Below are 26,386 nucleotides of genomic sequence, written 5' to 3' on the forward strand. Positions count from 1 at the left end.
TTATAAACCATATTATACCAGTTCATTACCATTTAAACGACAAATTAATGCCATATTCAGTAGATCGTTTGTCGGAGGCTCTTGGGAAGATTTTGGACAACCCTATCGTAAGAATGATCAATCATTAAATAGATATCCGACTCTGGTAAGGAGCCATCCAAAACAATCGTATTCCAGTGTTTTTTGTTCATGTGGTATCCTGGCCGAACGCTCTCATGCTGCTCTCGCAAGTTCCCTGCAATCACCGGATCACATTTTAGATTTATGTAAGCAGAATTCCCCTTATTCTCAAAAATAAGCGCGAACATTTTACCGGCAATCTTAATCACCAATGGATCGAATCCGAAAGGATAGTCCTTTGTTGCTCCGTTCTTTTTTAAACAGTATTCAATAATATTATGGGTCAAAATCAGTCCCTCGCCTTCTCAGCCTAACCAATTTGGGAATAAAAATAAGATAAGTGTTCCTTTGATAAGGCTTTATCGATTAGTTCTTTATCATAGCCATTTTTTTGTAATGCAGCGATAATCGCTTGTGTCCTATCTGATCTTTTTCGTCTTAAATTAGATTCTAACTGTATTTCTAACGGAACCGTAGGAATAGTATACGGTCCGATCTCCACGTTTTTGAAATGGCTCCAAATGAATTGTCCACCTTCCCATATCCCCCCACCATCCATAGAATCAGGAATTCCAGCTGAATTGGAAATATGAACAACCTCCACCTTAAATCCATCGATTATCCAACTCCCTTTTGTCCAAGAAAATCCCGAAGAAAAGGTTTGAGTGAATGTAGGTTCTTCTAAAGAAGATAACCAGTTATCCCCATGAGGAAATTCACATTTATCCAAAAGGGAAAATTCTTTAAGAAGTTCTGCAAATTGGTCAAGCCCTTCCTTATTCCTTGTATAAATATCAACGTCTCCTGGGGTCATTTCACAGCCCTGAAGAACCGAACCGACCGAGCCAACCAAGATCCATTCTAAATTCGAATTCATTTTGGATGAAAAATAAAGTTCACATACCTTTGACAAAGCTTTTTTCCAGCTAAACATAACTTCACCCCAAATTAACTAGTAAGTTCAAGTGCACGAAACCTGAATAACCTCAAATACGTTAAAGTATTATACAAATCCACAGGAGGTTTTTAAAATGAGATACAGTGCTGCAGGCGCACCAATAATCTGTCCTTGCTGTCAAAACGATACTTTTGATCTGGATTATAAACTGCTTAACACAAGCGGCGCATCATTTTTAGGCTTTGACTGGGCGAACAAAAACGCTGCCATCCTTATTTGTAAGCGATGCACCCATATTTCATGGTTTATGAAAGAACCAACATCTGATTAGTGTTTGGTAAAAATAAAGTATTAGACTGGATCCATTAAAAGAAGCAGCGGCGGACCAAGACTTGATAAATAAAGTCTTAGACTGCCGCTGTTGTCGTTCCAATAACGTTCCCCGTGAGCAATCACCTTAAGTGACAAGGTTATCTTACCGTCTGGTAAACGAGACCTATGGCTCCAGAATCAAAGGTCTTGTTTTCGATTAGCTTAAGATTTCTCTTCTCCTTGAGACCTTGGAATAATGGCAATCCCTTACCGATCAGGACGGGAGAAACCGTAATTTTATACTCATCAATTAAATCAAGCTGCATAAGGTGGTGTGCGAATCTAGGACTGCCGAGGATGACCATATCCTTGCCGGGCTGCTGTTTGAGGATATTGATCTCTTTCTCGACAGCTTCTTTCACGAGTCTGGAATTATTCCATTCGACTTTCTCCAGCGTCGTGGAAAAAACGATTTTGGCTGTCTTTTCGATCCACTCGGCATGATTCCGTTCATACTGCGAAGCTGATGGGTCCGAAGGGACAGATGGCCAGTAACTGTGCATCATCTGATAAGTCCCACGTCCCCAAATGACAGTGTCGGCAGTACTCAGAATTTCTTTCGCATGGTTCTCCAGATCAGCATCGTAGGAAACCCAGCCAATGTCCATTTCACCATTCGGCCCTTCTACAAAACCGTCAAGCGATGCGTGAAGAAATAGAACGAGTTTTCTCATTTTCAGTTCTCCTTTGTTCATGAGGGATATCTACATTAGACATTAACTACATTTTAGCAGAATTCAACTTGGGTTGTTTCTTATGGATTGCTAATCTCAAACGCTTTTTTCTTCACTTTGGTATTTTTATCCACATCAACATTTTAGCAAACATACGTTCGTTTGTAAATGTACCTTTTTCTATTAATAAGTAAGGCTCTTCCATTCTCTTGAAAGCCTGCGGGCACTGCTATAGTTGGATAACCTGCTCTAGCACTTAAATCAGCTCCGACATAAGCAGGAAACAGGATTGCATCCAATCCTTACTTTTCTAAAGCATGATCGATCCCCATATTTTGCGAATAATATAAGCCAGAGATAGACTCTACAATATATTCCGAATGATTCAACGGTTTATCTAGCTGTGATCGATAGTCCAGCATATCTTGTCCATATTTCAAAGCCTTTTCCGAATTCCGCTCGTTCCATTCCATCCATTCATTTAGGTTATGGACAGGAAGTTGAGCCGGAAGGTTATATAAGTAATTTTCAACGGAAGCGGCAGAACCCGTACTGGAACCTCCCGGAAAATGATCACCGTATGGATTTTTGGTTTGTCCTCCTATTGAGCTATACCCAGCCCACATGGATGATGACATCCCATTTGCCCATTCCGTCATATTTGTTTTTGCAAGTATAATGGCCCCAGCATCCCTTAGTTTTTGGACAAGAAAAGCATCGTTCGAGCTAACATGGTTTTCCAAAGCTAATGCGCCCGCAGTTATATGCATTTTATCATTCGTTTCAATATTTCCTTTCAATAATACAGGCACACCATGTAGAAGACTTCGTGCTCCGCTTAATTTCCTTTCCTGATCTAATGCCTCGGCACTATAAATCGCATCTGGATTCATTTCCATAATAGAGTTTATCATGGGACCACTCTGGTCAAACGTTAATAGTGTCATGTTCATATATTTTGGTGGGCCGTCCCCACTCGAAGTTATCCAGACCTATTTCCTTAAATCCATATTTCTCATAATAAAGAATATGATCCGTCGCCAAGTAGACTTTTGCATAACCTAGTTGCCCAGCTATTTTTCTGGCATGCTCCAACAAAACGGCTCCCAGTGCTTTACCCCTCTCACTTTCGTCAATAAACAATGGCGCAATCCAAGGTGATAAATCTTTTCGAGTTATAAATTCCTGCTCAATTAATTGATAAAACCCGATGATTACATCATGTTTCAACAGCAAAAATGTAAAAGGAAACTCCTCATCTTTTGAGATTAAACTTTCTTGTATATTGGGGAGCACAACTTGTTGTACTTTTGGCCATCGTTCTTTGACATACTCAATAAGCTCATTTTGGCGAAGAGGACATTCTTGTAAGGATTTAATATCTAGCATCTAACCATCCCTTCTTGTAAAAAGAAATTCCTATACCCATGCCTGCTCTCACAATAGTCATCCACCAGCTCTCAAAATGCAGAGCAGCAAGCCCCGAGTCGGGCTTGCTGTAGGTTGTAAATACTAAAGTAGTTTATAACGCTGGTTCACTTCATTACTTGGAAACCGGTGTATAGATCAGGCAGCGCAGAGTCTTCTCCGGATAGCGCAGCTCTACCGTGTAGGAGCTACCGTCTTTCAGTTTGACCAAGACCGCTACTACTCCGCTTTTGTCATATGCACTGTCTTTAATGATAGAGGAGCTGGTTATCGCACGGGTCTCGCCCTGCTTGTCCACCACAATGGATTTAGCGGCTTGAAGCCAGCTGGAATCCTGGCTAATCTGTTTATTCATAGCGGCTGTAATCGGAGTTCTCTTATAGGACAGGTCCACTATCGTGGTATCAAGTACGGTCCCGCTCTTTGCATCCACGAACGTATTATACATGAAATAAGACTTATCCTGAGCCCGCAGTGTCTCTGCACGGTAAGGTAGAAAATTAACGAACCATTGCCCTTTCGAATCAGGAAAAGGTTTATAATATGAGGTCTGAGCCTGCAACTTTGAGAGATCGACACCGAATAGACGGCTTACGCTCTCTTCTGCTCTGCGTAGGGCTTCATCCTGACTGATGTCCTTCTTATCTGGCTGTGCCACGACAAGATTGAGGCTTACCACATAATTAAAGCGATAATTCCAGTCGATCAATTGCAGCATTTCTTCATCAGTCAGTTCGCGCTTAGGAATTACATAGGTAAATTTGCTTTGATCCAGATAAAATTCGGAACTCCCTGATTTCAAAGGTAGCTTCTGCTTGGGCCGTAAGCCATCGTACTTGTATTGATCATCCAATAACATCCGCCGCTTATTCTCCTGGTCCGAAAATTGCCGCGTAAGCTGCTCATCCTTGCCAGTGAGCCTGGCCTTCTCTGCATACTCATTAATCTGCTTAATTTCTTCAGCAGTGACTGTGCGCTCAAAATACGACTTGATCGTCGAGACCGGTGTTTTGGTTGCAACCTTAAGTACCGGGATCTGGCTGCTCGCCAGTTGAACAGCTGGCTTCTGGTTGAGTTCTTGCGTGTAGGAAACGTTCGCTTGAGACACATTCTGGTTCACTGTAGTATAAGCGACGATTGTGGGCACTGCCAAAGCAGTGAGGGCTAGCAGACCACTGGATATCGCGATCACCCCGAGGGCTGATTTCACATCTTTACTCTTCATTTCTCATAACCTCCATAGTGTAAGTGGGCTTGACTTACATGTACTTTAAGATACGAATGTTATAAAGTACGAAGCCCCTTGTTATGAAGTTGTAAAATCATTTACAGACTCGTTTTAAATATTGGAGCCAAGCAACAGATCAAGGATAGGGAAGCATACACTGCCCATGTTGACATAGTCACAATTACTCATAACAGAAATAGCGATTTTTTTATCAGGAAGCAGGAACAGATTGCTTAAGAATCCAGTATCCCAGCCGGAATGTGAGAGAATACGAGAACCCTTATATTCTCCTAGAAACCAGCCCAATCCTATCTGTGCATTTTCCGAATCATAGCCCGTTTGTGCATGAGGTTTCCACATTTCATTATAGCTACCTGGCTGGAGGACTTCATTGCCGTTCCCGGCTGTTCCACCGTTTAGATGCATCAGCAGATATTGGCACATATCTTCGGCATGGGTATATAAAGTGGAGCTAGGTGCATGAGCCCTGTTATATGGAAAAACACTACTAACGCAGCCACCACATTCATGGGTAGCTCCAAGCACATGAGGTGCAGCAATATAAGCTTCAACCTCCTGTTTAAGAAAAGAACTGGACTGCATTCCTGTCGGTTTCAGAATATTTTTTTCCATATACTGCTCGAAGCTCATATCGCTGACTTTTGCTATCATATCTCCCAAGATCTCATATCCTATATTACTATAGGCAAATTTCTCTCCCGGTTGGCTTAACAGCTTGTGGTGACCTATCCCTTTTACATATCGTTCAAGACTTTGCTCGTCGTATTCAGGGCGGTCCCACGCGTAATCTTCCTCATCAGGCATACCGGAGGTATGATTCATAAGCTGTCTTATTGTTATATTTTGATACCGCTCATCCTCTAACTTAAAATATGACAGGTATTTAGTGATGGGAGCATCCAATTCTACCTTACCACGCTCAACTAATTGCATAATAGCGGTTGCTACGAAGGTTTTGGAGACAGAGGCTTGGTGAAACAAAGTGCCACGAACAACAGGATCACCCGTCGATAAATTTGCCGTCCCATATTCACCAGTAAACAGAACTTGGTTGTCCTTTACGATTCCGGCCGCTAATCCCGGAAACTTTTCATTTTCCACAAGCTTGATTAGCATTTCATGCAAACTATCCTCTAACTTCTGATTCGTGTACATTTTGACCTCCCCAATGACAATAAAGCAGCATTTTCAATAAATTCACCCATACAAATAATAACATCTTATCGACCCTTTATCTGGTAATAAATAATTATAATCAAATAAACAGGCGCTTACTTGAAAAGGCAGCAATTCATTCCCTGAGCTTCCGAGCCAGCCTCCAATTAGAGGACCCACAACGCGTGGTCTTTCTACCTTGCTAATAATATCCATGAATCGTCTTCGCCTGCCCTTCAACAACCATAGATTTTACGGCTGTAACAGACGGCTGCCGCAGCTTGATAACCTCTAAAGCCTCAGTAACGATAGCATCCGCGGCTGATTTCCGGGAAAAACTCTTCATGCAGTGTACCTTTTCATCCCTGTACCCCAGATGCTCCAATCTCTGAAGCTGCTCTACTAACTGCTCCCCGTTTCGGGCAATCTCTATTAAATTGTGCTCAGACAACCATTCTGCATTGCCTGCCTCCTGCCCGGGGAGCGGACGATAGACAATTACAGGAAGTGCTAGAGCCATCGCCTCAGTCAAGGTAATCCCCCCTGCTTTGGTCAACAGACAGGAGGATATGCACATTAGCTCCTGCATTTCTTCTGTATAACCCCGTATGTGAACCCGAGGATTCTCTTGAAAAAGCTCTTCCGTAGCCTTCTGGAGCTTATGATTATTCCCGCACAATACCATTACATCAAAGTTTGATTGCTGCAGCGCCCTTATTATTAAATGGTTAATATCACTCAACACGCCGTAAGCCCCTGCCGCAAGTAATAGATAATGCCGATTTCCATCTAGTCCATGCTTACGTAAAAGGGCTTCACGTTCCTGAGTCTGTTCAAAAGCTTCACGAATCGGAATCCCGCTAACCACAAGCTTTTCTTCAGCAATACCTAATGACATCAGTTCTGCTTTCATGCTTTCCGTAGCGATAAAATACTTTGTGGTTTGTGGATGAAGCCATCTGCCATGAACCACATAATCCGTCATGACAGTGAAAAGGGGGATCCGTCTCCCCTTTGTTGATGCAAGCTCTGCAGCGGCCAAATAAGGAAAGGTATGAATGATAATATCCGGTCCGATCTCGTCGATGATCCTTTGCACTTTCCGCTTGCCCATAGAATGAATCCATCTACCCATGAACTGGTCTGGGTTCATCTTGCTCGTCAACTTGTACACTAATCCATAAAATTCTTGAGTATAACCTGTGCTGTTCAGGTAGAATCTGCGGGACAGCTCATTCAGAGTAGGGTAGACTGTAGCGAAAAGATCCAAGGTGACAATCCGGCTGATCCCTCTACGTCTAAAAGAATGCTCAATCGCTTCTGCTACTTTGAGATGCCCGTCTCCAAATGCCGAAGTTACAATAAGCACTTTAGGATCTGTGTTCATGAGAAAGCTCCTTTTTCGCTTGGCCTTCTCTAACTCTAACTCTGAATCGTAAACAGATAGTGATGAGATCCTCAAAAGAATATTAACTTCAACATTTTCATAGCGCGAAGCAAACGAAGAAATCCGCAGAAAAAAACACAGTGCATCAACCTCCAGTAACGATAGGATTAATGTTCTGTGTTTAGTTAAAGGCCAACTGAACCTTCTGGTGGGTTATGAGGAGCTACTTATGAAAAGACCATAATTGCTTTTGCGAAAATTTGTGAATGGAGTTTTTGTTTTTCATCCATGTATTTCCTTTCACTATTAAAATATAAACAGCTATGGCAAAATAAATTGCGCTCCAAATCCAGTCTGAGAGGGTTATTAAATGATGCTCATATAAGTAGTTGATGTACCAGATCCCCACCGGCAAATGTACAATAATTGCGGAGACTAATCCTGGATTATACATGCTTTTTGCTCTTATATTAATGACGACTCCATGGAAAATGATTTGGAAAAAGCCCATTAAAACAGGTGCCATCCCCAGCCATACTACTGACGGGAAGAATACAGGGAGCAAGTAGAACACATAGGCGATGACCACATTAATAATCATTGCCGACTGTTTATTTAATGGATAGTTGTCAGGGGATTCACTTTTAAAAAGGGCTATATTGAATATGCCTGGAAAGTACCCTGGCCAGCGGTATTCCTCAAATTGATGAAGAAGGATCGCCACAAAGCTTAACCATAATATGCTGTTTATCCGCGGTATTGTTTCCCAATTCATTAGAAGATACATGCATATAACAATGCCAATGAATAGTCCTATATCCTGCCAATATTTTCTTAAAAAATTCATTTAATCACCTCAATCTGAGTTTATTAATGAAAGTATCTTGCAAAGAGCAGGTCAATCTGTTCCTCTATAGGTGCAATCTTCACGGAAGCTCCTGTTTCTAGAATAGGACTCATAAGTGCCGGTAGAAAAAGCGCTCCAAAAATCTGCATCGTCATGGTCATCAGGTGCTCTGGTTGCTGTTCATCGGTTAACTCTCTTAAAGTATTTTGTATCTTAGGAAACCCCAATAGATTCAAAAATGATCCATATTCATGCTGGGAGGAGAAAACGGTCTTGCCCATCAGGATGATTCTGGAGAGCAATTCGGGATATTGAAGGATCACTTGCAAATAATCCAGTAAAAATTGCCTCAATCTATCTCGTGAGGATATAGAGAAATCGTCAAGTATGGCAAAGGTATGCTGAAAGCTGTTCAATATCAATTTGATGGACTCGCTAAACAAATTTTCTTTGGACCCAAAGTAATAGTTAACTAGAGCGACATTCGTGCTTGAGGCTTCTGCAATTTTTTTTATAGTGATCCTTTCAAAGCCTTCTTGTTTAGTCAACTCCAGTGTGGCACGCATAATCTTCTCTTTTGTTTCCAACTTTTTGTCTGTCTCCATACGCAACCTCCAAGTATATTCTCTTTGATTTAAATGACATTTAAAATAACGTTTAAATTTAGTATAGCAATCTTTTTCCTTTTTGCAACTTTTATTTATCCGAAATCAAACCAAGTTTAAATGACAAAGCAGCCGGTTGTTTGAGCGGCTGCTTACATGTTTTTATTAAATTAACGTTTCCTGTTAGCTTAATTGATTACCTTTGAAAAGTGAGTCTGTATTTGATATATATCCATAAATAAAAAATGTATTATTTTCTTCTCTATACGGAATTCTTAATTCATGTAAAATCGAAAGAAATTCTTTACTTATGTCAATTAATTCAGGAGGAAGCAGATTCCCCTTGTGCTTCTGATACCTTGGTCTAACCCGTATCCATTCTACAGAAAAAAAAGGTGAAAGTCCTTCTATCCAATCCCCTAAATACCAGACGTCGTTTTCGAAGTTCTCTGGATAAAGTATATCGTCTAAGACATACTTAGCTTGATATGGAGGGGTAAAAGGTAGTTTATTTAGTACATCACTTTGTAAGTTTCCCCACTTAGTGTCATTCATAACTGAACATAGTTGTTTCTGTTTAATAACTTCATGTACCCTTTTTTTAAAATCCTGTTCATAACCCACAATCAAAAATCCTCCTGAATAAACAACATAAATCCCACGCTGACCTGCCTGTGTGTCATTATTGAGTTATCGTTTCCCGGTAAATTAATTCAAAATTAGTCAAGTTTAATAATCTTATCAAAGCAGTATGAATCTTTGTCATAGCCATTATGCACATAGAAAGCATGGGCGTCGATTCGCTTAAATCCGCTACATAAAATAATACTTGAAATTCCCATTTCTTTAGCATAATTCTCAGTGTGTCTTAGTAGTTCTGTACCTATCCCACTATGCTGTAATTCCTTTTTAACGGCAAGCCCTTGAATATGTAGATAACCATTCGAAGACCCTACGGATAACGCCTGAACTATAGTGACAAAACCAACCACTTCATTTTCAAATAATGCAACGAATGTTTTATAATTTGTAGCCTTATTCATGTTTTCCATAGTAACTCGAAAATTTTCAATATTAACCTTGCGAACACCAAGTACATCATTCCATAAAAAAACCACTTCAGTGTAATCATTTGCTACAACTTCTCGTATCTTAATTTCCATCCCCTCCTTTATAGAAATATTCAAGCAAAGGATTCGACAGTGGATGAAGCAATCCTGCCCGTTACTTCAACAAATAAAAAAGGAGCATTGCCATGGCAATGCACCTCAGCTATCGTTTCCCGTAAGCTTTATAGATTGCCTCTTTTTCAGCCTGCAATCCCTAGAATCCAATCTCTCATTAGTTTGTTGATTTATAATATTCTGATAAAATGCCCTCTAAAACTTGCTTATAATCGTTTTTATTATAAGAAGAGTTATCAACTTTTATCTTGGTAATGTTTAATCTGGTAAAAATCTCTTTTTCTAGTTCCCTTCTTGCTTTAAGAACCTGCAGTGTTCCATCTAACCCTTTATAATTTTGTGTTTTTCCATACCCCTGGTTCGTGTAATATTCAATAAATCCCTCTGACCATTCCTGAGGTCTTTCCTTTACAGCCTTTCTGAAAGAATGATCAAGATCATTCTGCTGTACGTATATCAACAATGGATTCAGCCGCTCTACAATTGTTGCCAGTTCAATAACATAACTTATAACGTCTTCCTTCTCCGCACCATGTTTAATCATGCCTATAGTTACAGGGTTTTGTATAAAACAACAATCAAAAACAAAGGTGTCTGCGCCATACAAAACACGATCCGCAAACTTCGTCCATCGTTCTGTTATCAGTTTCCTATTTTGATCTAGCGGCAATTCATAAATATCATGATTAAAAACTGCGCGATGCAATTCATCTGGAAAACTTGACCAGACTTCACTTTTTATTTTCCGATATTCTAGGAAGTAATCGTTATCTTGTTGAATCATTAGATTACTCAACAAATCTTTAAACTTTTTATGGGTATTCAATAATTCATCCCATTCAGTTTTCTTAAAGAAAGCGACTCCATCATAATCAGCAGGATGTTCCAAATTACCTTCTAAAAATAGCTGGGATGTAATGTTCACTTCCGTAAGAATTTCATGAACGAGCTGAGCAGTTGTTGTTTTACCAGATCCTGGCATTCCCTCAATCAAGACTAATTTCGATCGCATAATAAATTTCCTCCACTCGCTAGTAGAAGGATAAACAGGTAGGAATCAATAGAGATGCTGTTTCCCACAAATAAAAGCGGATACCATCAGGTATCCGCAGGATGGGTATATGATACACCTTTCCCTGCACACCTTGTAAGATTAAAGAAAAGCACACCTAATAAAATAGTGTAATCACTATTTCAGGCATTCCTTCAAATTGTTAATCTTTACAGAGTATTCCACATGATAAGGTTTATGCTCCTTTGTTAGCATCTCTATTGTTTAGATTAACAGTAAGCATAGGTAAATACAATCAGGGACTTTCTAAACAATCCTGCCCGTTAGCTTAACGGAACTTCGATATTATTAGCTCTAATTATGCACTTTCTCTGGTTTAGCCCCTCCATGCTGCTCCTTATTCCGAGAGGCTATAATCTGCAATATCTTGCTACATTGCTACATTAATAATATGAATCGGAAGTTCATATGAGAGCAATGCAAGAATTCTTATAAAATCTCACGAATATGCAGTGCTTCGCATATGCAAAAAACGCTCGAGGGCTGTCCCGCTATCATAGATAGCGAAACAGTCCTGAGCGTAATATCTGTGTTCGTTTAATTCATCATACTGGCAGCAATACGGATGACCTCATCCTTGGTCAACTCAGATTTCTCCTGGCGAACCGACACATTATAGATGATCTGCGCTTCCGGGTCAGACCAGACTAGTCTATACTTATACCCCAGGTCAATCTTTTCGTTGCTGGAAGGTTCGAGATAAATGAGCTGCTTGCCGCCAATATCAATATTCTCCACCTTTGTCGTTTTGGTCCACAGCAGGCTTTCTACCGGTGTAGCTTTTTCATCAACACGTGAGGCACTGATTCTCACCTGAATCTTCCCCTTCTTGTACACAAGTGTAGAAGAATCATAGGCAATATTCTCCGCCTTCTCCCGTTTCCAAGTCATCCGGAAGTTGTCTCCTAGGTCTATCTCGCTTTCGCCTTTAAACTGCTTGTCATCTTCGACCTTTATAAAAGAAGGCTTGATAAACGCCTCGTCCAAGGTATACCCATCCGGCATATATCCCGGTTGCTTCACTTCGGGAGCGTGGTGCTTCTCAACACTGGTCTTATAAGTGGAATAGTCCTTGACTATGATCGGCGGGCAGTATAACCCAAGATGAGATTCTTCTTTCCCGTCTTCACGTTTGATAACATAGGTGGCATACTCTCCAGGAAGCAGCAACTTCTCAATGGCATTGTAGCCCTTTGCATATTTCATCTTGTAGAGTTCATCCTCTTTGCTCAGCTGCGCTTTGGCCGGCCAGGGAATCAAGGGTTCATTCGGCTTCTCTATCATTCCACCTGATTTCGTTGCCAGAAGTGGCTTATAGGGCAGCACCTTGTACTGAATTTGGGCCCCCTGCCGGAGTTCACCGGAATACTGGGTATAACCGCCGCCCAACAAGACCATTACAAGTAGTGCCGCCACCCAGCCCTGCACCGGAATCCGCAGGATTCTCCTCCGGCTCCGCCCCGTTCCGGCTTCTGTCTTTAGCCTGCGCATAACGTTAGGAGCCCCTTCGTTTGACGGAAGTGTCTGCAGAGGGGTCTGCTCTTCTGCAGCAGGTAAGATCCCGCCAAGCCCGAGCGCTGTCATTACCTGTTCATGAACATCAACGGGGATGAAATTGGCGGACCGGTCTCCGTGCTTCAGAAACCGCTCCTCCGAGGTTAATTCACTCTTGTCCATAGTTGTTTCTCCTTTCTCTCCAACACCTTTTTAAGCTTGCCTTTGGTCCGTTCATATCTTTTGCGTACGGTAGCCGTACTGACACCCAGAATTTCGCCGATTTCCGCAAACGATTTATCTTCATAAATACGCAGAATCAACAAATTCCGGTCTTCCACATTCAGCTTCCCCAGGGCGGTCGAGACTGGCTCGCTGAACAGGCGGTCCTCGACCATTTGTTCGGCACTGTTCACCGCAACCTCCTGCCGGAGCAGCTTGCGCAATTGAAACTGAAATTTCTGCCGCCGCAACTGATTCAGACAATGGTGGTACGCGATCTTGTAGAGCCATGATACGAAATCCGCCTGCGGCTTGTATTGCCCGATATTCTGATAGGCCTTAATCAGGACATCCTGCACCGCATCCTCCGCCTCTTCCCTGCTGTTCAGCATCCGGAAGCAGTAGAGGTATATCCGCTGCTGGTACAGCTTGATTACATCTGAGAACAGGCGGGCATCTCCGGCCTGTATTCTCCTAATCTTCTCTTCCATAGAATCCACGTTGGTCTCCTTTCTTCTATTTCTTCTGTTTCTATAGATATAACACTTGAGTAGCCTCAGGCGTGACATTTATTTCTTCCGGCTGCACAGCAAATGAGACCTACAGATGAATCCCGGTTGGTGATCCGCTTGAACATGTGCATCACCTTCTCAGCCAGGTTCCTGTTTTTCCAGTATTGGACTGCATCGGCATGGACCTTAATCAGAATTACATCCGGGTCATCATAGCCGGTCTTCAGGAGCGCCCCGCAAATAAAGGCAGGACCAACATTGGTGGGGGTTGGCGGCAGTGACTTTCTCTCGCTGGACTTTCCTAGGGATCGGTAACGTAAATGGAGTTACACTTAGCTTAGCTGGCAGCTGACAGCAGCCTGACTCCACGATATAGAATCCGGTACTTTTACTACAAGCTAGCCGCTCTGGGCACCCTTGAACCCCTCGCGGACAAGAACACCAAAATACTTTTGGCCGACAAACTTCTCGCCATGAACTATCCAATAGTAACGATAGCACGTATCGTGATCCACTTTTCTCGTCCTAAATATGCCAATCTGGTCGTAATAACGCAGTGTCATCTCCTATCTACAACATAATGTGAGTATACAGTTTCCCGTGCTGAGAAACGTCAATGATGCTTTTATTCATTCGAGAAATTACTCTTAGATGAACAAAAGCAGCCGATCGTGTTGATCGGCTGCCTTCTTGTTTTTATTAAGATATCGTTTCACTCTAGCTTAAAGTTCAGGTAATGAATCGACATGTGATTCGACTTCAAAAATAAATTCTTCGAGGTTATCGCTTCTAATATCTGACAGTAATCAAATAAACACTCAACATCAGCTCTGTCCATTAAATTGGAATGCTGATACTCAGTCCCAGATGGCTCTGGAAAAATTCGGCGATAAAGTTCTCTTTGTCGTTCTCCAATCCATTTCTTATTTAAACCATAGTAGTTTTAGTCCTACTCCTCATTTTTTTAAATAGTAAGCTGGCAAGAAGTAAAGCTATGCATACAGCGGCAAAACCCAGCCAATTCAAATATAGGACAGAGGTACGACTGATGACTAACCCGCCTAATCCAGATCCCAGTGCAAAGCCAAATTGGATGAACGAAGTATTTACACTAAGAGCAATGTCCGGATTTCGAGGCGCCAGAGTAACCAGATATAGTTGCTGGGCCGGGGAAATACTCCACGTTGCTAACATAAAAATCATTAAAACCAAGATTAAAACCAACAGATTGACTCCGGCTAGAGCAAATAAAAGCAGAGTCGCTCCTTGTAACAGAAGCCCGAGACAAATGGTAAATTTCGATCCCTTTGCATCTGCCAGTTGTCCGCCCAGCCTTGATCCGACAAAGCTGCAAATGCCCGCCAGGAACAGAACACCGCTAATTTCGGTCATGGAAAGAGAGGACGTGGCTTGCAAGAAAGGCGTAATATAAGTAAACAGTGTAGAATAGCCGCCGACATAAAATAACGTAATAACCAAGGCCATCAGAATGGTTGGATTTTTTAAAATAGAGAGCTGCATTCTGAGGGTAACCTTCTCCTCTTCTTTGATTGCCGGTACCTTTTTATAGATGATAAGTAATGGAAAAATACTTAATAATCCGATTAAAACAAATAGCACTCTCCATCCAAACAGCTCACTAAAAAATGTTCCCACAGGAACACCAAGCACTAGTGAACTGCTAAGCCCCATCAAAATGATACCGATGGCATTGCCCCTTTTTTCTTTTTCAACGAGTCGGGTCGCTATTGCCATGGCTACAACGGTAGCGATTCCTCCGCTAGCCCCTTGGATAATACGTATCCATAGTACTGTTTCATAAGCAAGATCTACAAACATAAGTCCGTTGCTGGCAATAAACACACCTAGGGTGGTCATTAGTAGTTTCTTGCGGTCTGCATTGATCGTTAATGCAATCAAAACCGGAGCGACAATGGCTGCAGAGAGGGCAAACACAGTCACCAATAATCCAACTTCAGAAGTAGATACTCCCAAGTCCACAGCGATCATCTCAATAACTCCTGTAATAATATATTCAATGGTTCCAATCAGAAAAACAGCCAGTGCCAGAATATAAATGATCCGTTTATTTTTCAATTTCCCCCACTCCACTTCTTCTGTTATCTATTTATAATGGGAATTTGTATTTCTATGAATTGTGCATCTCGTTCTGGAGATAACGGTAAATATAACTCCCTGCCCGGTTCGTTCTCCTTGATCTGATAGTTGTTTTTCTCAATCCATTTAGCTAAATGAACACAGGCCGCACAATCAAAACTAGTATTTGAATGAAAAGCCATTGTGGCCATCATCGGTTCAGGAGGAAGAGTCCGTAGCTGAAACGGTTCTGGAAATGATCGCAGCTCACAGGTTAAAAAATACCCGACTTCAAACTCAAACTCATCCTCTTTTCCTTCGACTTCTTTCCACAAAACAACCTGAGGGCCTTGAATGAATTGACGATTTTCCGTCGTTATAAACTGATCAAATTGACGAAGCAAATCCGGAATGTCCTCTTCTTTCCCGCATGCTTTCTGATAAAGAAACAATTGAGCACCCTCTGCTTTGACTCTGATTTCTTGACCCGTTTCGAATTGCCCCTCTTTTTCTATAAGCTGCATACGTTCCTCAATCCTGACGAGTTTAGCTTGTTCCGTATCGATGATATGCTGGATTTCGCTTCTTTTCAGCTTAAACATGCCTTGAATATTTTCTAATGAAATATTTTCCTGAAGCAGCTGTTTAATTTGAGGCAATGTAAAACCCAATTCCTTATAGATTAAAATTCGGTTGAGCTCAAGGAGCTGATCTGCGGAATAGTAACGGTAGCACGTATCCTGATCCACTTTTTTCGGCCTAAGTATGCCAATCTGGTCGTAATAACGCAGTGTTTTTAAGGATACCTTGCTTAGCCTAGAAAATGCACTGATTTTGAACAAAATATCATCTCCAATCTATAACATAAGGTGAGTATACAGTTTCCCGTGCAGGGGAAAGTCAAGGATGCTTTTATTTATTTGAGAAATTACTCTTAGATGAACAAAAGCAGCTGATCGTGTTGATCGGCTGCCTTCTTATTTATATTAAGCTTCTTTCCAAGGTTTAATTGGTGCGTTATAAGCCAATAAACGTTTTCACCTTTGCCCATCCTTAAATTATCGCACGGAGTAGCTAGGTTGGGCTATAGGTAGCTAATTCCGCGCACGGTGTAGATAGCTTGAGCTAAAGGTAGCTAATTCCGCGCACGGTGTAGATAGCTTGAGCTATAGACGGCTAGTTTAAACACTGGGTAGCAAGTTTAGGAGCAAATTTGGCAGGCGGCGTTCTTTTCACCAACTGTTCGGACTCAGTAGCTCTTATTTCCACAATTCAGCTCGTTTTGCCATACTATCGGACTCAGTTGCAGCTATTCGCTCAAATGTACTTCTTTTCTACGTAAATCAAGGGCAATAAGAGTTATACAGTCCGAAACCTTCGCAATATGTAACCATATGCTGAAATAGCTGCACTACGGTCCGATACGATCAAGATCGAGCAAAAGGCAGCTAGTTTCGAGACATAGGCGGCTAGTTTGAGCAACAGGTAACAAATTCTGCGCACGGTGTAGATAGCTTGAGCTGTAGTTAGCTAATTCTGCGCACGGTGTAGCTAGGTTGGGCTATAGGTAGCTAATTCCGCGCACGGTGCAGCTAGGTTGAGCTATAGGTAGCTAATTCCGCGCACGGTGCAGCTAGGTTGAGCTATAGGTAGCTAATTCCGCGCACGGTGCAGCTAGGTTGAGCTATAGGTAGCTAATTCCGCGCACGGTGTATAGGCGGCTAGTTTAAACACTGGGTAGCACGTTTAGGAGCAAATTTGACAGGCGGCGTTCTTTTCACCAACTGTTCGGACTCAGTTGCTCTTATTTCCATAATTCAGCTCGTTTTGCCACACTATCGGACTCAGTTGCAGCTATTCGCTCAAATGTACTTCTTTTCTACGCAAATCAAGGGCAATAAGAGCTATACAGTCCGAAACCTTCGCAATATGAACCCATATGCTGAAATAGCTGCACTACGGTCCGATACGATCAAGATCGCGCAAAGGGCAGCTAGTTTCGAGACATAGGCGGCTAGTTTGAGCAACAGGTAACAAATTCTGCGCACGGTGTAGATAGCTTGAGCTATAGGTAGCTAATTCCGCGCACGGTGTAGATAGCTTGAGCAACAGGTAACAAATTCTGCGCACGGTGTAGATAGCTTGAGCTATAGACGGCTAGTTTAAGCGCTAGGTAGCACGTTTAGGAGCAAATTTGGCAGGCGGCGTTCTTTTCACCAACTGTTCGGACTCAGTTGCTCTTATTTCCACAATTCAGCTCGTTTTGCCAAACTATCGGACTCAGTTGCAGCTATCCCCTCAAATGTACTTCTTTTCTACGCAAATCAAGGGCAATAAGAGCTATACAGTCCGAAACCTTCGCAATATGAACCCATATGCTGGAATAGCTGCAATACGGTCCGATACGATCAAGATCGCGCAAAGGGCAGCTGATCGTGATTTGAGACAACGTTTCCCGTTAGTAGAACAAACTACTCCCAGTAAGGAGTCCCACTAAAAAGAAATTCTTTTTTATTTACATATAACTTAAATTCCCGACTTGCTAATCTACTAATGTGACTGGGTAACCACTCATTAGATTCAGGCAACCCAAGCCAAAAATTCATTGTTTCGAGTTGGGCAGCTACAAAGAAGCCTTCTAACTGTTGAACATAGTTATGAGGCAGGTCGAATTGTTTGGCGTATGATTCTAGCAACTGGCTTCTGAACGCTGGGTGGATATAAGAAAGTGCCCAACCTAAATCGAATAAATAATATCCGAACCCGCAAGCTCCAAAATCAATGGCTCTAGCTTCTTGTTTATGAAACACATAATTACTTGGAATCAAGTCTGCGTGAATTATCCCCCAGTTGCCAGGTGTTCTTTCTATATCGTTCATCATTAAAATTGCACGCTCACCGGCCAATTGCAGAATTTCCACATCATTTTTATTGAGCTCACCACCGTCAGCAAGCTGTTTGAGCTTTTCTAATGATTGTGAAATTCTAGTATTATCAAAGGATGGTCTAGTAAATGATTGCGGAACCTTCCAAATAGATGATTGTTTATGAAGCTTTCCGATCAATTCACCTACGCACTCGGCATCATTGACTGTTGGAACAAATTGTTTTTGTTCACCCTCTACCCATTTTACCAATGTACAGTTCATGTCAGCTATCTTAGTAACATATTCACCAATGTTATTTTTTATAGGTGACGGTAACACCAGATCAGTATCATTTATTAATGATTCCAGCCAAATCATTTCTGAATGAATGACTTTTTCCTCAGACCAAATACTTTCCATCGAATCATTTTTTGATAGATGTATCCGCAAACTATAGTAGTTACTTTCCTTATCTGTCACTTTATAGATGGTGTTTGCATTTTGGCCAATATGAGCTATTGATTGATAAGTAATCGAATAACAAGTTAATGCTTCTATTGCAACATCATGAGTATTTAACATGTTCTCCTCACTCCCCCTGAAACAACCGAATAAGGACATCGTACCATGACTTTTTCTAATAGTTCGGGAGAGAACTCTTATATTTATATTTTATCCACCACTTAGTTTATTAAGGTAACTTGCCCGTTAGTTGAATAAAGGCAGCCGATCACATTTACTGACGGGCTGCCTTTATCGTGTTTATGGAACTAGCGTTTCCCGTTAGCTTAACGCCATTGCCTATGCATCACCAATCTCCGATATACGTGTCTACTTTACTTTATTTAATAAGTTTGTCACCATTCTACTCAATGTCCCTTGATCGACGAAGGGAGCAAGGCTTGCCAGCAGATCTGGGCTAAGATGTTCAGCTTCGACTCCACTAATTAACTTCTCGAGATTTTCCCTGTCCAGAAAAGGTGCGAGGCTTATGATCCGGTTAGCATCAATAGTGCCATCTGCAACCCGGTCTACCAAGCGGCTTAACGTTTCTCTGCTAATAAAGGGTGCCAGCCCTTGAACGAAATGCCAGCTCAAGCTACCCTCTTCTGCTTGTTGAACCAACCGATCTACATGTTCTCTTTCAAGAAACGGGGCAATTCCAACAAGATTGTGCACTTCTAAGGAACCGTCAATCGATTTATCTACCAGTCGGCTTAATGTGTCGCTGCTGACGAACGGAGCGAGTCCAGTAATGGCATTCCACATAATTTCGCCCTCTTCTGCCTGACGAACCAGTTCATCCAATGTATCTGTTCCAAGGAACGGAGCCAGCCGCATGATCACGTCTAACTTAAGGACGCTGCTGTCTAATCGTTCTGTAACCTTATGCAGAGCGCTTGCTTTTACAAACGGTGCTACTTCTACAAGCTCTTCCACCTTCATCTCACCGGTATTGACCATCTCTGCAACTTGGTCCGGCCTGTTCTCTGCGATCTCCTCAACGATCGTTCCTAGGTGCTGGTGCTCCCGATTTTCTGAGTTGTCTCCTGCATTTAAAATGTCGTCTACCGTTTTGCCGAATAACCTCGCAAACTGCGGAAGCGTTCCGATATCCGGTAGCGAGTCACCCCGTTCCCATTTCGATACCGCTTGATGACTTACATTCAGTTGATCGGCAAGTTCCAATTGGGTCAAATCCTGGTCTTTACGAAGCTTCGAAATATAAGCTCCAATTTTACGCAAGTCGAGCATTGTATACCTCCAATAAAACAAAATGTACAGTGCGCACTGTCGAAAACAGCATAGCATTTCCTCAAACGCAATCCTATCAAGCGGTGGTTGAATTTTCATAGGCGCTTTATTCAACTGTCGGTAGAATTCTCCACTTTTGTCACTTTCATTTATAGGTTTTTTTCTACAGTTCATTTCCATTATCCTGCCTGCTAGTTGAATTACACCACGTACGTTCATAGGTCCATGCAAGCACAACTTCACTAATTGATCAACATGAAGTATCACACGAAACCTTTAATGGAGACGAGAAATGGATGGAGAACTTTTTTTATTTCCTATAGCCATTTGAACGATAATCTGAAGCACGATGATTACAGCCAAACCATAGAATGCTTGAACGAAGCTGCCTGTTGCATCGTGGAGCCAGCCAATCGCTAGCGGCCCAAGCGCTCCGAGAATGTAGCCACCAGATTGGGTCATTGCGGACCAGCTACTAGCTTCTTGAGCATTACTTGTTTCATCAATGGGCAACATCAGTGCAATCGGGAACAGCCCACCCGCTCCAATACCGAGTGGAATCGCCGCGAGCCAGGGGCTAACGGATAGGTTCAGCATCAAGACACCCGTCAACTCTAATATTGCACACCCGACAAGCCAGAATACACGTCTTTGGTAACGATGTACAAGCATCGGAATGAACAAAGTAGAGGGCAGCGATATCAAGGTAAATAAAGTTTGGATTTTGCCGGCAGTCTCTTGGCTATACCCCTGGCTTTGGATTGCTGGCGCAAGCCAAGCGGTCAACGAATAGAAGATCGCTGCCATCAGCCCGAAGAATAATGTCAGCACCCAGGCACGTCTATTGTTCACCGGAAGTGGTGCATTAAGTACACTCGAGATTTTACCGGATTGTCGATCTGTGCGCGCAGACCAGGCTAATCTCAACCAAATCGGCAATGCAATGACTGCCAGTAATGCCCATACAGCCAACGAGCCTCTCCACGAACCACCCAATGTATACTGTAGCGGAACCGATAGTCCCACACTAATGCTGGCCCCCATCACCATCGCTGTAGAGTAAATACCCACCATGGATGCCACTCGGTCAGGGAAATACTGCTTAATGAAGCTGGACAACAGCGGCCCTGCCAATGCAATTCCTACACCGGAAAGAAAAGAAGTGAACATCATCAAAGGAGTTGTACCAACAAACCATCGTAATCCCGTACCTACCCCAATGAGGATTAAAGCCAGAACAATTGCGCCCTCATTTCCCCACCTTCTGCTTAATCGTACAGAGAACGGAGCAAATATGCCCATGCATAATACCGGAAGTGCGGTTAACAAACTGGCGGTAATCCCGCTTATACCCAAATCATTCTGAATGATGCTCATTAGAGGAGAAATGGATGTAATGGGTGGTCGTAAATTCAGTGAAGCCAGGATAAGCGCCAAGACGATATAAAAAAGTTTCATTATGAATCACCTCATGGTAGTAGTATCGATGCATTCTCCCATGATCCTATTTGTTAATAGCAGATCTTTGGGAGGGCACGATTAAGTATAGAATCATTAGAATGATTGAACAATACTATAGTTTCTATTAAAATGATTACTAAAACCAATGATTAGAGGTCATTCATATGGAGATTCGTCAGATGGAAAACTTCATTGCTGTGTGTGAGGAGCTTCATTTTACACGAGCAGCTGAGAAGCTTGGCATATCTCAGCCTACGTTGAGTCAACAAATACGCGCGCTTGAGGATGAACTCGGAGTTCCCTTATTTGACCGAGTCGGCAAAAAGATTGTGATGACTCAAGCAGGAAATCTGTTTTTGGAGCACTGTGTACAGATGATTCGGCATTTACAGAATACCCAGGATGCGTTAGCTGAATTACGCAATGATCAACGAGGTCGGTTGGTAATTGGTGTTCTCCCTTCCGATCTGGACTATCGGCTCACCCCATTGCTCGTGAATTTTCATACGCGATTCCCCAAGGTGCAGCTGAAGCTTATCTCTTCGTTCTACGTCTTGAATCAAGTACTAGATAATGAAGTAGACATCGGGATCGAGATCACCTCTGCTCCAGATGATCGGCTTGTACGCATTCCCTTGTGCAGTGAAGAATATGTACTTGTCGTTTCTGAGAATCATGATTGGGCTGAACGAAGCACGATAGGAATCCAGGAACTGCGTAATATCCAAACTGTGATGTTCCCCGAAGGATTTACAGGCAGAGAATTAGTTGATGGCTATTGTCGTAAATATGGATTCAGCTTAGATACGATCATGGAGACCAGTTCGGCAACTTCCATTATTAGCTTGGTGAAAGCCAATGTCGGAGGAACATTGCTGCCTTACCGTTTGATCCAAGCAATGAATGAACCAACATTACGCTGCATCCGAATTACAGACGATCCGCCATATCGTCACTTTGAGATCATTCATCGGTCCGACCGTTTTCTGACAAAATCGGCCAAGGCATTTATTGAGAAAACTATCGAGTATTTCAACTAAAGGTGAGATGCGAAAGAGATCGCTTCTGCTGCCAGAAGTAGAGTATAGTAGGAATGAAAATATATTAGGAGGCTACAGCCATGTCACAGGAGATTTGGATTAACCTGCCAGTCAAAGATGTTGAGAGGTCAACTGCCTTTTTCAATGAGATTGGATTCCAAGCGGTGAGTGTTGGTAACGAGAGAGCTAAGCTTGTTATAGGTCAAACAACAATTCTGCTGTTCCCGGATGCGGCGTTTGAGAAATTTACTGGTTCAAAAACCGCAGATACTTCCCATAGCGCTGAAGTAATCTTCTCCATTGGTGCTGAAAGCAGAGAAGAAGTAGATGCCTTTGTCCAAAAAGTAGAGGCTGCTGGAGGAAACATCTTTGGCAAGCCAAGTGAGACTGACGGCTGGATGTACGGCGCAGGATTTGCCGACCTGGACGGTCACCGCTGGAATCTGCTGTACATGGATGAGAGCAAAATGCCAAAACGCGAAATTTGAAGCGAAAAGCCAACACCAACAAATCCAAGATATGGTGTAATGATTCGGGCTTATACGTTGATGAAAAGAGCTGGGGAACGGAATGAATAAAGAAAATAGGGACTTCGCTGAACGAGTTCTTAAACAACTTTGTATTGGGGCAAAAATTGATGGTCTTAGATTTGGAGTATCAAGTGGTGCTACTCAAGTCTATTTAACTAAGTATGAAGGCTTCGATGATTTAGCTGGTCAACTGTACCTGAACATTGAATCAAAGTGGACTATATTTGATTCAGTTCCCTCTCAATACCCTAGTAATGAAAGCCAAATTGCAGATGTTTCTGAGGAAGAAAAATACAGTCAGATCATAAAGGTGAGACGTGAAAAGATTATAGATATACAATTGGGAGACAGCACTCCACATTTAATTATAAGCTTTGAATCAGGTAGCATACTATTTGTTATTGGTTTTCATGAGAAGTATGAATGTTGGCAGGTGGGAGTAGAATCTGATAACTGGCTAGTTGTTGCATGTCCAATGAATGGAATTGCTACATGGACTTCAAATAAATTTGAATAATAATAAAACACTCCATTGTCAGGAGTGTTTTTTCTTTTATATACAGATATACATTTAATGGTCAAACTGTACTTTGTGTTTGGAAGCATTGAGGTGAAGCGTATTATATATAATCAATGAATTCATTAGTTTTGTTATATCCATAAATTATGATGGAGTCGGTAGTTACTTCACCTGGAACATGTATTTTTTTCAAGATTTGAATTAAATCAGCATTTATCGAGTCATCTTCAGCATGAATTTCTAACCACTCAATAAATTTGTAACCACCATCTGAAAAATGGTAATACCAATCTCCATCCCAAAGGCTGATATAGCCAGTATCAATGTCTTTAATCCTCCATTTGGTTGGAAAGGCATAGTTGAGCATTGCTTGTCTTATTTCTTCCCATTTTGTGTTGTTCATTAAAGGTTTTAGTTCATTTGAATCCATATATTCACCTTTTTCATCCATCAGTACTGAACGTGTTTATTCCACTTCATCATTTTCTCTTGTACAAAACTTCCCGGTAGTTGAATGAAGGCAGCTGATCGCTTTGACTAACGGCTGCCTAATCGTATTTGAGCTAGCGTCTCCCGTTAGCGTAATGCAATCAGTAAAAAGCTTCCCCCTACTTACGGTTCACCGCTTTGGTTGAAGCTGTGAATTTTGGAGCCACTCTTATATCAACCGAGCACTCATTTTCGGCACGTGACAATTTTCCCAATTAGCTTTTATGAACGCCCGATGCATGAGCGAGCGTGTTGTACTTGAGATAATCATCATATTACTGATCGTCACTCTGCTGTGAATTGTTGTGTTGAGTTCACACCCTCCACAACTTGGCCGCTAGACAGATAGTAATCTCTTTGCACTGAACCGTCTGTTTTGGTGCTGTTGACCACAAAGACCTGGCCTACTTCTATCGGCATCAGATAGTTATCGTAAGGAAGATAATTGTCCACCAGTGGAAGGTCTTTGATATCTTCATAGGCGTCCTCCAATCGCCAAAATTCTCGATAGGCGTAATCCTTGAACCCGTTCAAATCCTGCTTACCAAAATAAGATGCTGCATATTCCTTGCCCTGTAAGGAGATGTAATCTACTCTGGATGGCTCAATATCTTTAGCAATCCAACTTAGGTTCTCAGAATAAATGTTATCGCCATAATGCTCCTGTAATTGATTGCCCATACAAGGGATGGATTGGGTCTTATAGTCCATTTCATCAAGCCCGGTATGCGCTGAGCCGTAAATGCCCATAACGCTCTCATTGCCCAACTTCTCAAATTCGCGAATAAAGTTTTCCGTCATCGTGTCTTCCCGATATACGCCGTCTTCTTTGCTGTAAAAAACACGGCCTTGCCGGATCGCTTCCATTGTTAAAGTATACTTCTCCGATTCTCCCAGATCGTTTGCCACAAGATAAGATAAATAGCGGCTCCCGGTAGTTTCATATTGATGCCCGATGTCTGTGCCGTGGAAAATCGTCTCCGGACACTCGCTCTTTATTTTTTTGTAGAACTCTTTGACATCAGGGTTGTGACTACGTGTCCGTTCCCAATCATCATAAATCTCCTCTAAAATATCATCATTGTCCGACTGCATCCATAGATTCAAGTATTCGGCGGTAAAATAGGGCAGCTCGACGAATAAGTGCCTCATGCCCTCGTTATGGTAGTATTGAGACCACAATTTATATTCCTTGTCCAATATCTTGGCTACGCCGTGTGCTTCACCGTACAGATAAATGCTGCCCGATGCTTGCGCTACCACAGGTGTCACTATAGTCGGCTGCGCAGATTTACTTGCTGTCTTGCCTGCGGTGGAATTATCGCAGGCAGTAAGGCTACTGACCACAAATATAACGATCAGGGCAAGCAGCAAAGGGTATACAAGCATCATTTTCGCTTTTGCTACGAAGATGAGATTATGGTCATTCATAAACTAGGATCAACCTTTCATATACATTTATAAATCCATAATTTGGTATTCCCTAGCTGATGCAAGATTTCCTGCTATCTCATCTTCAATTCTACATAGATTAAGGGAAAATGTGTCCTTTAGCGCAACGAAGGTAGCCGTTCATATAGACCAGCTACCTTCGTTTTAGATTAAGCTATTGTTTCCCGTTAGTTCAATAGAATCAACAGTTTCAGTCCGATGGTATCCTCTTGTCTATGATTCAAGCCACCACTTTTAATCCTATGATAAAATACTTATAAATCCCACTATAGCCAAACGGCCAAAGCGGATATAATCTTACTCTAAATTACTGGAGGTAGCGCTCCATACTCGGCCCACTGCTCTTTTGTCGGGCCGTAAAGATCCGGCACACGAAGGCCTGCCTGACGCATCAGTACTGTCATCTGACCACGATGATGAATCTCATGCTTTACGAGAATTTCCAGCATTAAGCCGTTTGGCCATTGATCACCATACATATCGCTCATGATAAGCAGATTCTCATCTTTCCAACTGGACTGTATAGCATCAAGGAGCGCTTGTGAGGTCCTCTTATAGACTGACGCGATGTCTGCTGCCGAAGCTGGCACCGGCATATCTTCGCCCGGTCCTTCGAAAGACAGTCCCGTCCGAGATGGCATTTCGTGCAACGTCTGTACAAGGTGCCATGCAACACGTCCAAGCGTTCTATGATCGCTTGTTATCTGTTGGCCAAGAGACTCGTCCGTCAGCATCTCCAGTGTCCGCATTGTTGCTTCCGTTTCATTCTGCCAAGTTGCGGCAAAATCTTTAATGTGTTTATACATATCCAACATCTCCTTTTTGTAATGGAATCAAGTTTATTGTACCGAACATTAGTTCGCAAGTAAATATTTACATTTACTTGAACTACCCCCGTTAACCAAACGAAGCTGCCGAAAATCATTGTGCTAATCCCGAAATGTAATTAACTACGT

26 protein-coding genes and 1 pseudogene are annotated in these 26,386 nt (G+C 42.1%); 4 read left to right on the top strand and 23 right to left on the bottom strand.

Annotation, left to right across the window (positions count from 1 at the left end):
* Positions 1 to 56: 56 nt before the first annotated feature.
* Positions 57 to 407 carry an MmcQ/YjbR family DNA-binding protein gene (locus tag MHI32_RS22370; protein WP_076217962.1) on the bottom strand — a complete coding sequence of 117 codons (351 nt, stop codon included), beginning with the start codon at positions 405 to 407 and terminating at the stop codon, positions 57 to 59.
* Positions 408 to 430: 23 nt separating this feature from the next.
* Positions 431 to 1,054, bottom strand: coding sequence for a hypothetical protein (locus tag MHI32_RS22375; RefSeq protein WP_076217963.1), 624 nt, complete (start codon positions 1,052 to 1,054; stop codon positions 431 to 433).
* A gap of 97 nt (positions 1,055 to 1,151) precedes the next feature.
* On the opposite strand from MHI32_RS22375, the gene MHI32_RS22380 reads away from it, so the two are divergent.
* A complete protein-coding gene (locus tag MHI32_RS22380; protein ID WP_076130220.1) occupies positions 1,152 to 1,349 on the top strand; it encodes a hypothetical protein in 198 nt (65 codons plus the stop codon).
* 139 nt (positions 1,350 to 1,488) lie between these two features.
* Here MHI32_RS22380 and MHI32_RS22385 read toward each other — a convergent pair whose 3' ends face one another.
* The 18 genes and pseudogenes from MHI32_RS22385 to MHI32_RS22470 all read right to left on the bottom strand — a co-directional run bounded on the left by MHI32_RS22385 (position 1,489) and on the right by MHI32_RS22470 (position 21,396).
* Positions 1,489 to 2,064: a dihydrofolate reductase family protein gene (locus tag MHI32_RS22385; protein ID WP_076279205.1), complete on the bottom strand. Its 576-nt coding sequence runs from the start codon at positions 2,062 to 2,064 to the stop codon at positions 1,489 to 1,491.
* A gap of 197 nt (positions 2,065 to 2,261) precedes the next feature.
* Positions 2,262 to 3,017: pseudogene (locus MHI32_RS22390) on the bottom strand (amidase family protein); the annotation flags it as partial.
* Complete coding sequence (locus tag MHI32_RS22395) at positions 2,992 to 3,453, bottom strand: GNAT family N-acetyltransferase (RefSeq protein WP_076281350.1); 462 nt, start codon at positions 3,451 to 3,453, stop codon at positions 2,992 to 2,994. The gene MHI32_RS22395 and the pseudogene MHI32_RS22390, both read right to left, overlap by 26 nt.
* A 154-nt stretch (positions 3,454 to 3,607) precedes the next feature.
* A complete protein-coding gene (locus tag MHI32_RS22400; RefSeq protein ID WP_076281349.1) occupies positions 3,608 to 4,717 on the bottom strand; it encodes a hypothetical protein in 1,110 nt (369 codons plus the stop codon).
* A gap of 114 nt (positions 4,718 to 4,831) precedes the next feature.
* Positions 4,832 to 5,896 (bottom strand): serine hydrolase domain-containing protein, encoded by a 1,065-nt coding sequence (locus MHI32_RS22405; RefSeq protein ID WP_076279209.1) that lies wholly within the window; start codon positions 5,894 to 5,896, stop codon positions 4,832 to 4,834.
* A gap of 202 nt (positions 5,897 to 6,098) precedes the next feature.
* Positions 6,099 to 7,283 carry a glycosyltransferase gene (locus MHI32_RS22410; RefSeq protein ID WP_340010891.1) on the bottom strand — a complete coding sequence of 395 codons (1,185 nt, stop codon included), beginning with the start codon at positions 7,281 to 7,283 and terminating at the stop codon, positions 6,099 to 6,101.
* A gap of 223 nt (positions 7,284 to 7,506) precedes the next feature.
* Positions 7,507 to 8,130 carry an HXXEE domain-containing protein gene (locus MHI32_RS22415; protein WP_339244374.1) on the bottom strand — a complete coding sequence of 208 codons (624 nt, stop codon included), beginning with the start codon at positions 8,128 to 8,130 and terminating at the stop codon, positions 7,507 to 7,509.
* 23 nt (positions 8,131 to 8,153) lie between these two features.
* Entirely contained in the window at positions 8,154 to 8,735 is a 582-nt protein-coding gene (locus MHI32_RS22420) for a TetR/AcrR family transcriptional regulator (RefSeq protein ID WP_076184227.1), read from the bottom strand.
* 183 nt (positions 8,736 to 8,918) lie between these two features.
* Positions 8,919 to 9,359 carry a DUF6678 family protein gene (locus MHI32_RS22425; RefSeq protein WP_081386470.1) on the bottom strand — a complete coding sequence of 147 codons (441 nt, stop codon included), beginning with the start codon at positions 9,357 to 9,359 and terminating at the stop codon, positions 8,919 to 8,921.
* A 95-nt stretch (positions 9,360 to 9,454) separates the two neighbouring features.
* Positions 9,455 to 9,898 carry a GNAT family N-acetyltransferase gene (locus MHI32_RS22430; protein ID WP_340010892.1) on the bottom strand — a complete coding sequence of 148 codons (444 nt, stop codon included), beginning with the start codon at positions 9,896 to 9,898 and terminating at the stop codon, positions 9,455 to 9,457.
* 178 nt (positions 9,899 to 10,076) lie between these two features.
* Entirely contained in the window at positions 10,077 to 10,931 is an 855-nt protein-coding gene (locus MHI32_RS22435; RefSeq protein ID WP_340010894.1) for a hypothetical protein, read from the bottom strand.
* Between the two features lie 597 nt (positions 10,932 to 11,528).
* Positions 11,529 to 12,668, bottom strand: coding sequence for a DUF4367 domain-containing protein (locus MHI32_RS22440; RefSeq protein ID WP_076277406.1), 1,140 nt, complete (start codon positions 12,666 to 12,668; stop codon positions 11,529 to 11,531).
* A complete protein-coding gene (locus MHI32_RS22445) occupies positions 12,650 to 13,198 on the bottom strand; it encodes an RNA polymerase sigma factor (RefSeq protein ID WP_076217975.1) in 549 nt (182 codons plus the stop codon). The genes MHI32_RS22440 and MHI32_RS22445 overlap by 19 nt, the downstream gene beginning before the upstream one ends.
* Before the next feature lie 948 nt (positions 13,199 to 14,146).
* Positions 14,147 to 15,316, bottom strand: a complete 1,170-nt coding sequence (locus MHI32_RS22450) for an MFS transporter (protein ID WP_340010896.1) — start codon at positions 15,314 to 15,316, stop codon at positions 14,147 to 14,149.
* Between the two features lie 23 nt (positions 15,317 to 15,339).
* Positions 15,340 to 16,158, bottom strand: a complete 819-nt coding sequence (locus MHI32_RS22455) for a helix-turn-helix domain-containing protein (RefSeq protein ID WP_076194965.1) — start codon at positions 16,156 to 16,158, stop codon at positions 15,340 to 15,342.
* A 1,629-nt stretch (positions 16,159 to 17,787) separates the two neighbouring features.
* Complete coding sequence (locus MHI32_RS22460) at positions 17,788 to 18,765, bottom strand: phosphotransferase (protein WP_076277409.1); 978 nt, start codon at positions 18,763 to 18,765, stop codon at positions 17,788 to 17,790.
* 249 nt (positions 18,766 to 19,014) lie between these two features.
* On the bottom strand, positions 19,015 to 19,938 hold the full coding sequence (locus MHI32_RS22465; protein ID WP_076130257.1) for a helix-turn-helix transcriptional regulator: 924 nt from the start codon (positions 19,936 to 19,938) through the stop codon (positions 19,015 to 19,017).
* 276 nt (positions 19,939 to 20,214) lie between these two features.
* Positions 20,215 to 21,396, bottom strand: a complete 1,182-nt coding sequence (locus MHI32_RS22470) for an MFS transporter (RefSeq protein WP_076279216.1) — start codon at positions 21,394 to 21,396, stop codon at positions 20,215 to 20,217.
* A gap of 182 nt (positions 21,397 to 21,578) precedes the next feature.
* Here MHI32_RS22470 and MHI32_RS22475 point away from each other — a divergent pair, with 182 nt between their 5' ends.
* The 3 genes from MHI32_RS22475 to MHI32_RS22485 all read left to right on the top strand — a co-directional run bounded on the left by MHI32_RS22475 (position 21,579) and on the right by MHI32_RS22485 (position 23,486).
* Positions 21,579 to 22,439: a LysR family transcriptional regulator gene (locus tag MHI32_RS22475; protein ID WP_340010899.1), complete on the top strand. Its 861-nt coding sequence runs from the start codon at positions 21,579 to 21,581 to the stop codon at positions 22,437 to 22,439.
* Between the two features lie 80 nt (positions 22,440 to 22,519).
* The gene (locus tag MHI32_RS22480; RefSeq protein ID WP_076130260.1) at positions 22,520 to 22,927 is read left to right on the top strand and encodes a VOC family protein; all 408 of its coding nucleotides are present in this window, start codon (positions 22,520 to 22,522) and stop codon (positions 22,925 to 22,927) included.
* A gap of 82 nt (positions 22,928 to 23,009) precedes the next feature.
* Positions 23,010 to 23,486 (top strand): hypothetical protein, encoded by a 477-nt coding sequence (locus MHI32_RS22485; RefSeq protein WP_340010900.1) that lies wholly within the window; start codon positions 23,010 to 23,012, stop codon positions 23,484 to 23,486.
* A gap of 103 nt (positions 23,487 to 23,589) precedes the next feature.
* Here the strand turns inward: MHI32_RS22485 and MHI32_RS22490 are convergent, their stop codons facing one another.
* From MHI32_RS22490 to MHI32_RS22500, 3 genes are all read right to left on the bottom strand, one after another.
* Positions 23,590 to 23,919 carry a DUF6678 family protein gene (locus MHI32_RS22490; protein WP_218640442.1) on the bottom strand — a complete coding sequence of 110 codons (330 nt, stop codon included), beginning with the start codon at positions 23,917 to 23,919 and terminating at the stop codon, positions 23,590 to 23,592.
* A gap of 344 nt (positions 23,920 to 24,263) precedes the next feature.
* Entirely contained in the window at positions 24,264 to 25,409 is a 1,146-nt protein-coding gene (locus tag MHI32_RS22495) for a hypothetical protein (protein ID WP_340010902.1), read from the bottom strand.
* Between the two features lie 323 nt (positions 25,410 to 25,732).
* Positions 25,733 to 26,236: a DinB family protein gene (locus tag MHI32_RS22500; RefSeq protein WP_076218439.1), complete on the bottom strand. Its 504-nt coding sequence runs from the start codon at positions 26,234 to 26,236 to the stop codon at positions 25,733 to 25,735.
* Positions 26,237 to 26,386: the final 150 nt, after the last annotated feature.

Origin of the sequence: Paenibacillus sp. FSL H7-0690 (assembly GCF_037980415.1) — a bacterium.
Taxonomy (GTDB): Bacteria; Bacillota; Bacilli; order Paenibacillales; family Paenibacillaceae; genus Paenibacillus_AQ; species Paenibacillus_AQ odorifer.

Bases quoted from the DNA above. Each gene is read 5' to 3' on its own strand.
- MHI32_RS22480 (WP_076130260.1), top strand. From the start codon at position 22,520: ATGTCACAGGAGATTTGGATTAACCTGCCAGTCAAAGATGTTGAGAGG.
- MHI32_RS22385 (WP_076279205.1), bottom strand. From the start codon at position 2,064: ATGAGAAAACTCGTTCTATTTCTTCACGCATCGCTTGACGGTTTTGTA.
- MHI32_RS22460 (WP_076277409.1), bottom strand. From the start codon at position 18,765: ATGTTAAATACTCATGATGTTGCAATAGAAGCATTAACTTGTTATTCG.
- MHI32_RS22415 (WP_339244374.1), bottom strand. From the start codon at position 8,130: ATGAATTTTTTAAGAAAATATTGGCAGGATATAGGACTATTCATTGGC.
- MHI32_RS22475 (WP_340010899.1), top strand. From the start codon at position 21,579: ATGGAAAACTTCATTGCTGTGTGTGAGGAGCTTCATTTTACACGAGCA.
- MHI32_RS22500 (WP_076218439.1), bottom strand. From the start codon at position 26,236: ATGTATAAACACATTAAAGATTTTGCCGCAACTTGGCAGAATGAAACG.
- MHI32_RS22440 (WP_076277406.1), bottom strand. From the start codon at position 12,668: ATGGACAAGAGTGAATTAACCTCGGAGGAGCGGTTTCTGAAGCACGGA.
- MHI32_RS22410 (WP_340010891.1), bottom strand. From the start codon at position 7,283: ATGAACACAGATCCTAAAGTGCTTATTGTAACTTCGGCATTTGGAGAC.
- MHI32_RS22485 (WP_340010900.1), top strand. From the start codon at position 23,010: ATGAATAAAGAAAATAGGGACTTCGCTGAACGAGTTCTTAAACAACTT.
- MHI32_RS22490 (WP_218640442.1), bottom strand. From the start codon at position 23,919: ATGGATTCAAATGAACTAAAACCTTTAATGAACAACACAAAATGGGAA.
- MHI32_RS22405 (WP_076279209.1), bottom strand. From the start codon at position 5,896: ATGTACACGAATCAGAAGTTAGAGGATAGTTTGCATGAAATGCTAATC.
- MHI32_RS22395 (WP_076281350.1), bottom strand. From the start codon at position 3,453: ATGCTAGATATTAAATCCTTACAAGAATGTCCTCTTCGCCAAAATGAG.
- MHI32_RS22400 (WP_076281349.1), bottom strand. From the start codon at position 4,717: ATGAAGAGTAAAGATGTGAAATCAGCCCTCGGGGTGATCGCGATATCC.
- MHI32_RS22375 (WP_076217963.1), bottom strand. From the start codon at position 1,054: ATGTTTAGCTGGAAAAAAGCTTTGTCAAAGGTATGTGAACTTTATTTT.
- MHI32_RS22470 (WP_076279216.1), bottom strand. From the start codon at position 21,396: ATGAAACTTTTTTATATCGTCTTGGCGCTTATCCTGGCTTCACTGAAT.
- MHI32_RS22435 (WP_340010894.1), bottom strand. From the start codon at position 10,931: ATGCGATCGAAATTAGTCTTGATTGAGGGAATGCCAGGATCTGGTAAA.
- MHI32_RS22465 (WP_076130257.1), bottom strand. From the start codon at position 19,938: ATGCTCGACTTGCGTAAAATTGGAGCTTATATTTCGAAGCTTCGTAAA.
- MHI32_RS22430 (WP_340010892.1), bottom strand. From the start codon at position 9,898: ATGGAAATTAAGATACGAGAAGTTGTAGCAAATGATTACACTGAAGTG.
- MHI32_RS22445 (WP_076217975.1), bottom strand. From the start codon at position 13,198: ATGGAAGAGAAGATTAGGAGAATACAGGCCGGAGATGCCCGCCTGTTC.
- MHI32_RS22495 (WP_340010902.1), bottom strand. From the start codon at position 25,409: ATGAATGACCATAATCTCATCTTCGTAGCAAAAGCGAAAATGATGCTT.
- MHI32_RS22420 (WP_076184227.1), bottom strand. From the start codon at position 8,735: ATGGAGACAGACAAAAAGTTGGAAACAAAAGAGAAGATTATGCGTGCC.
- MHI32_RS22380 (WP_076130220.1), top strand. From the start codon at position 1,152: ATGAGATACAGTGCTGCAGGCGCACCAATAATCTGTCCTTGCTGTCAA.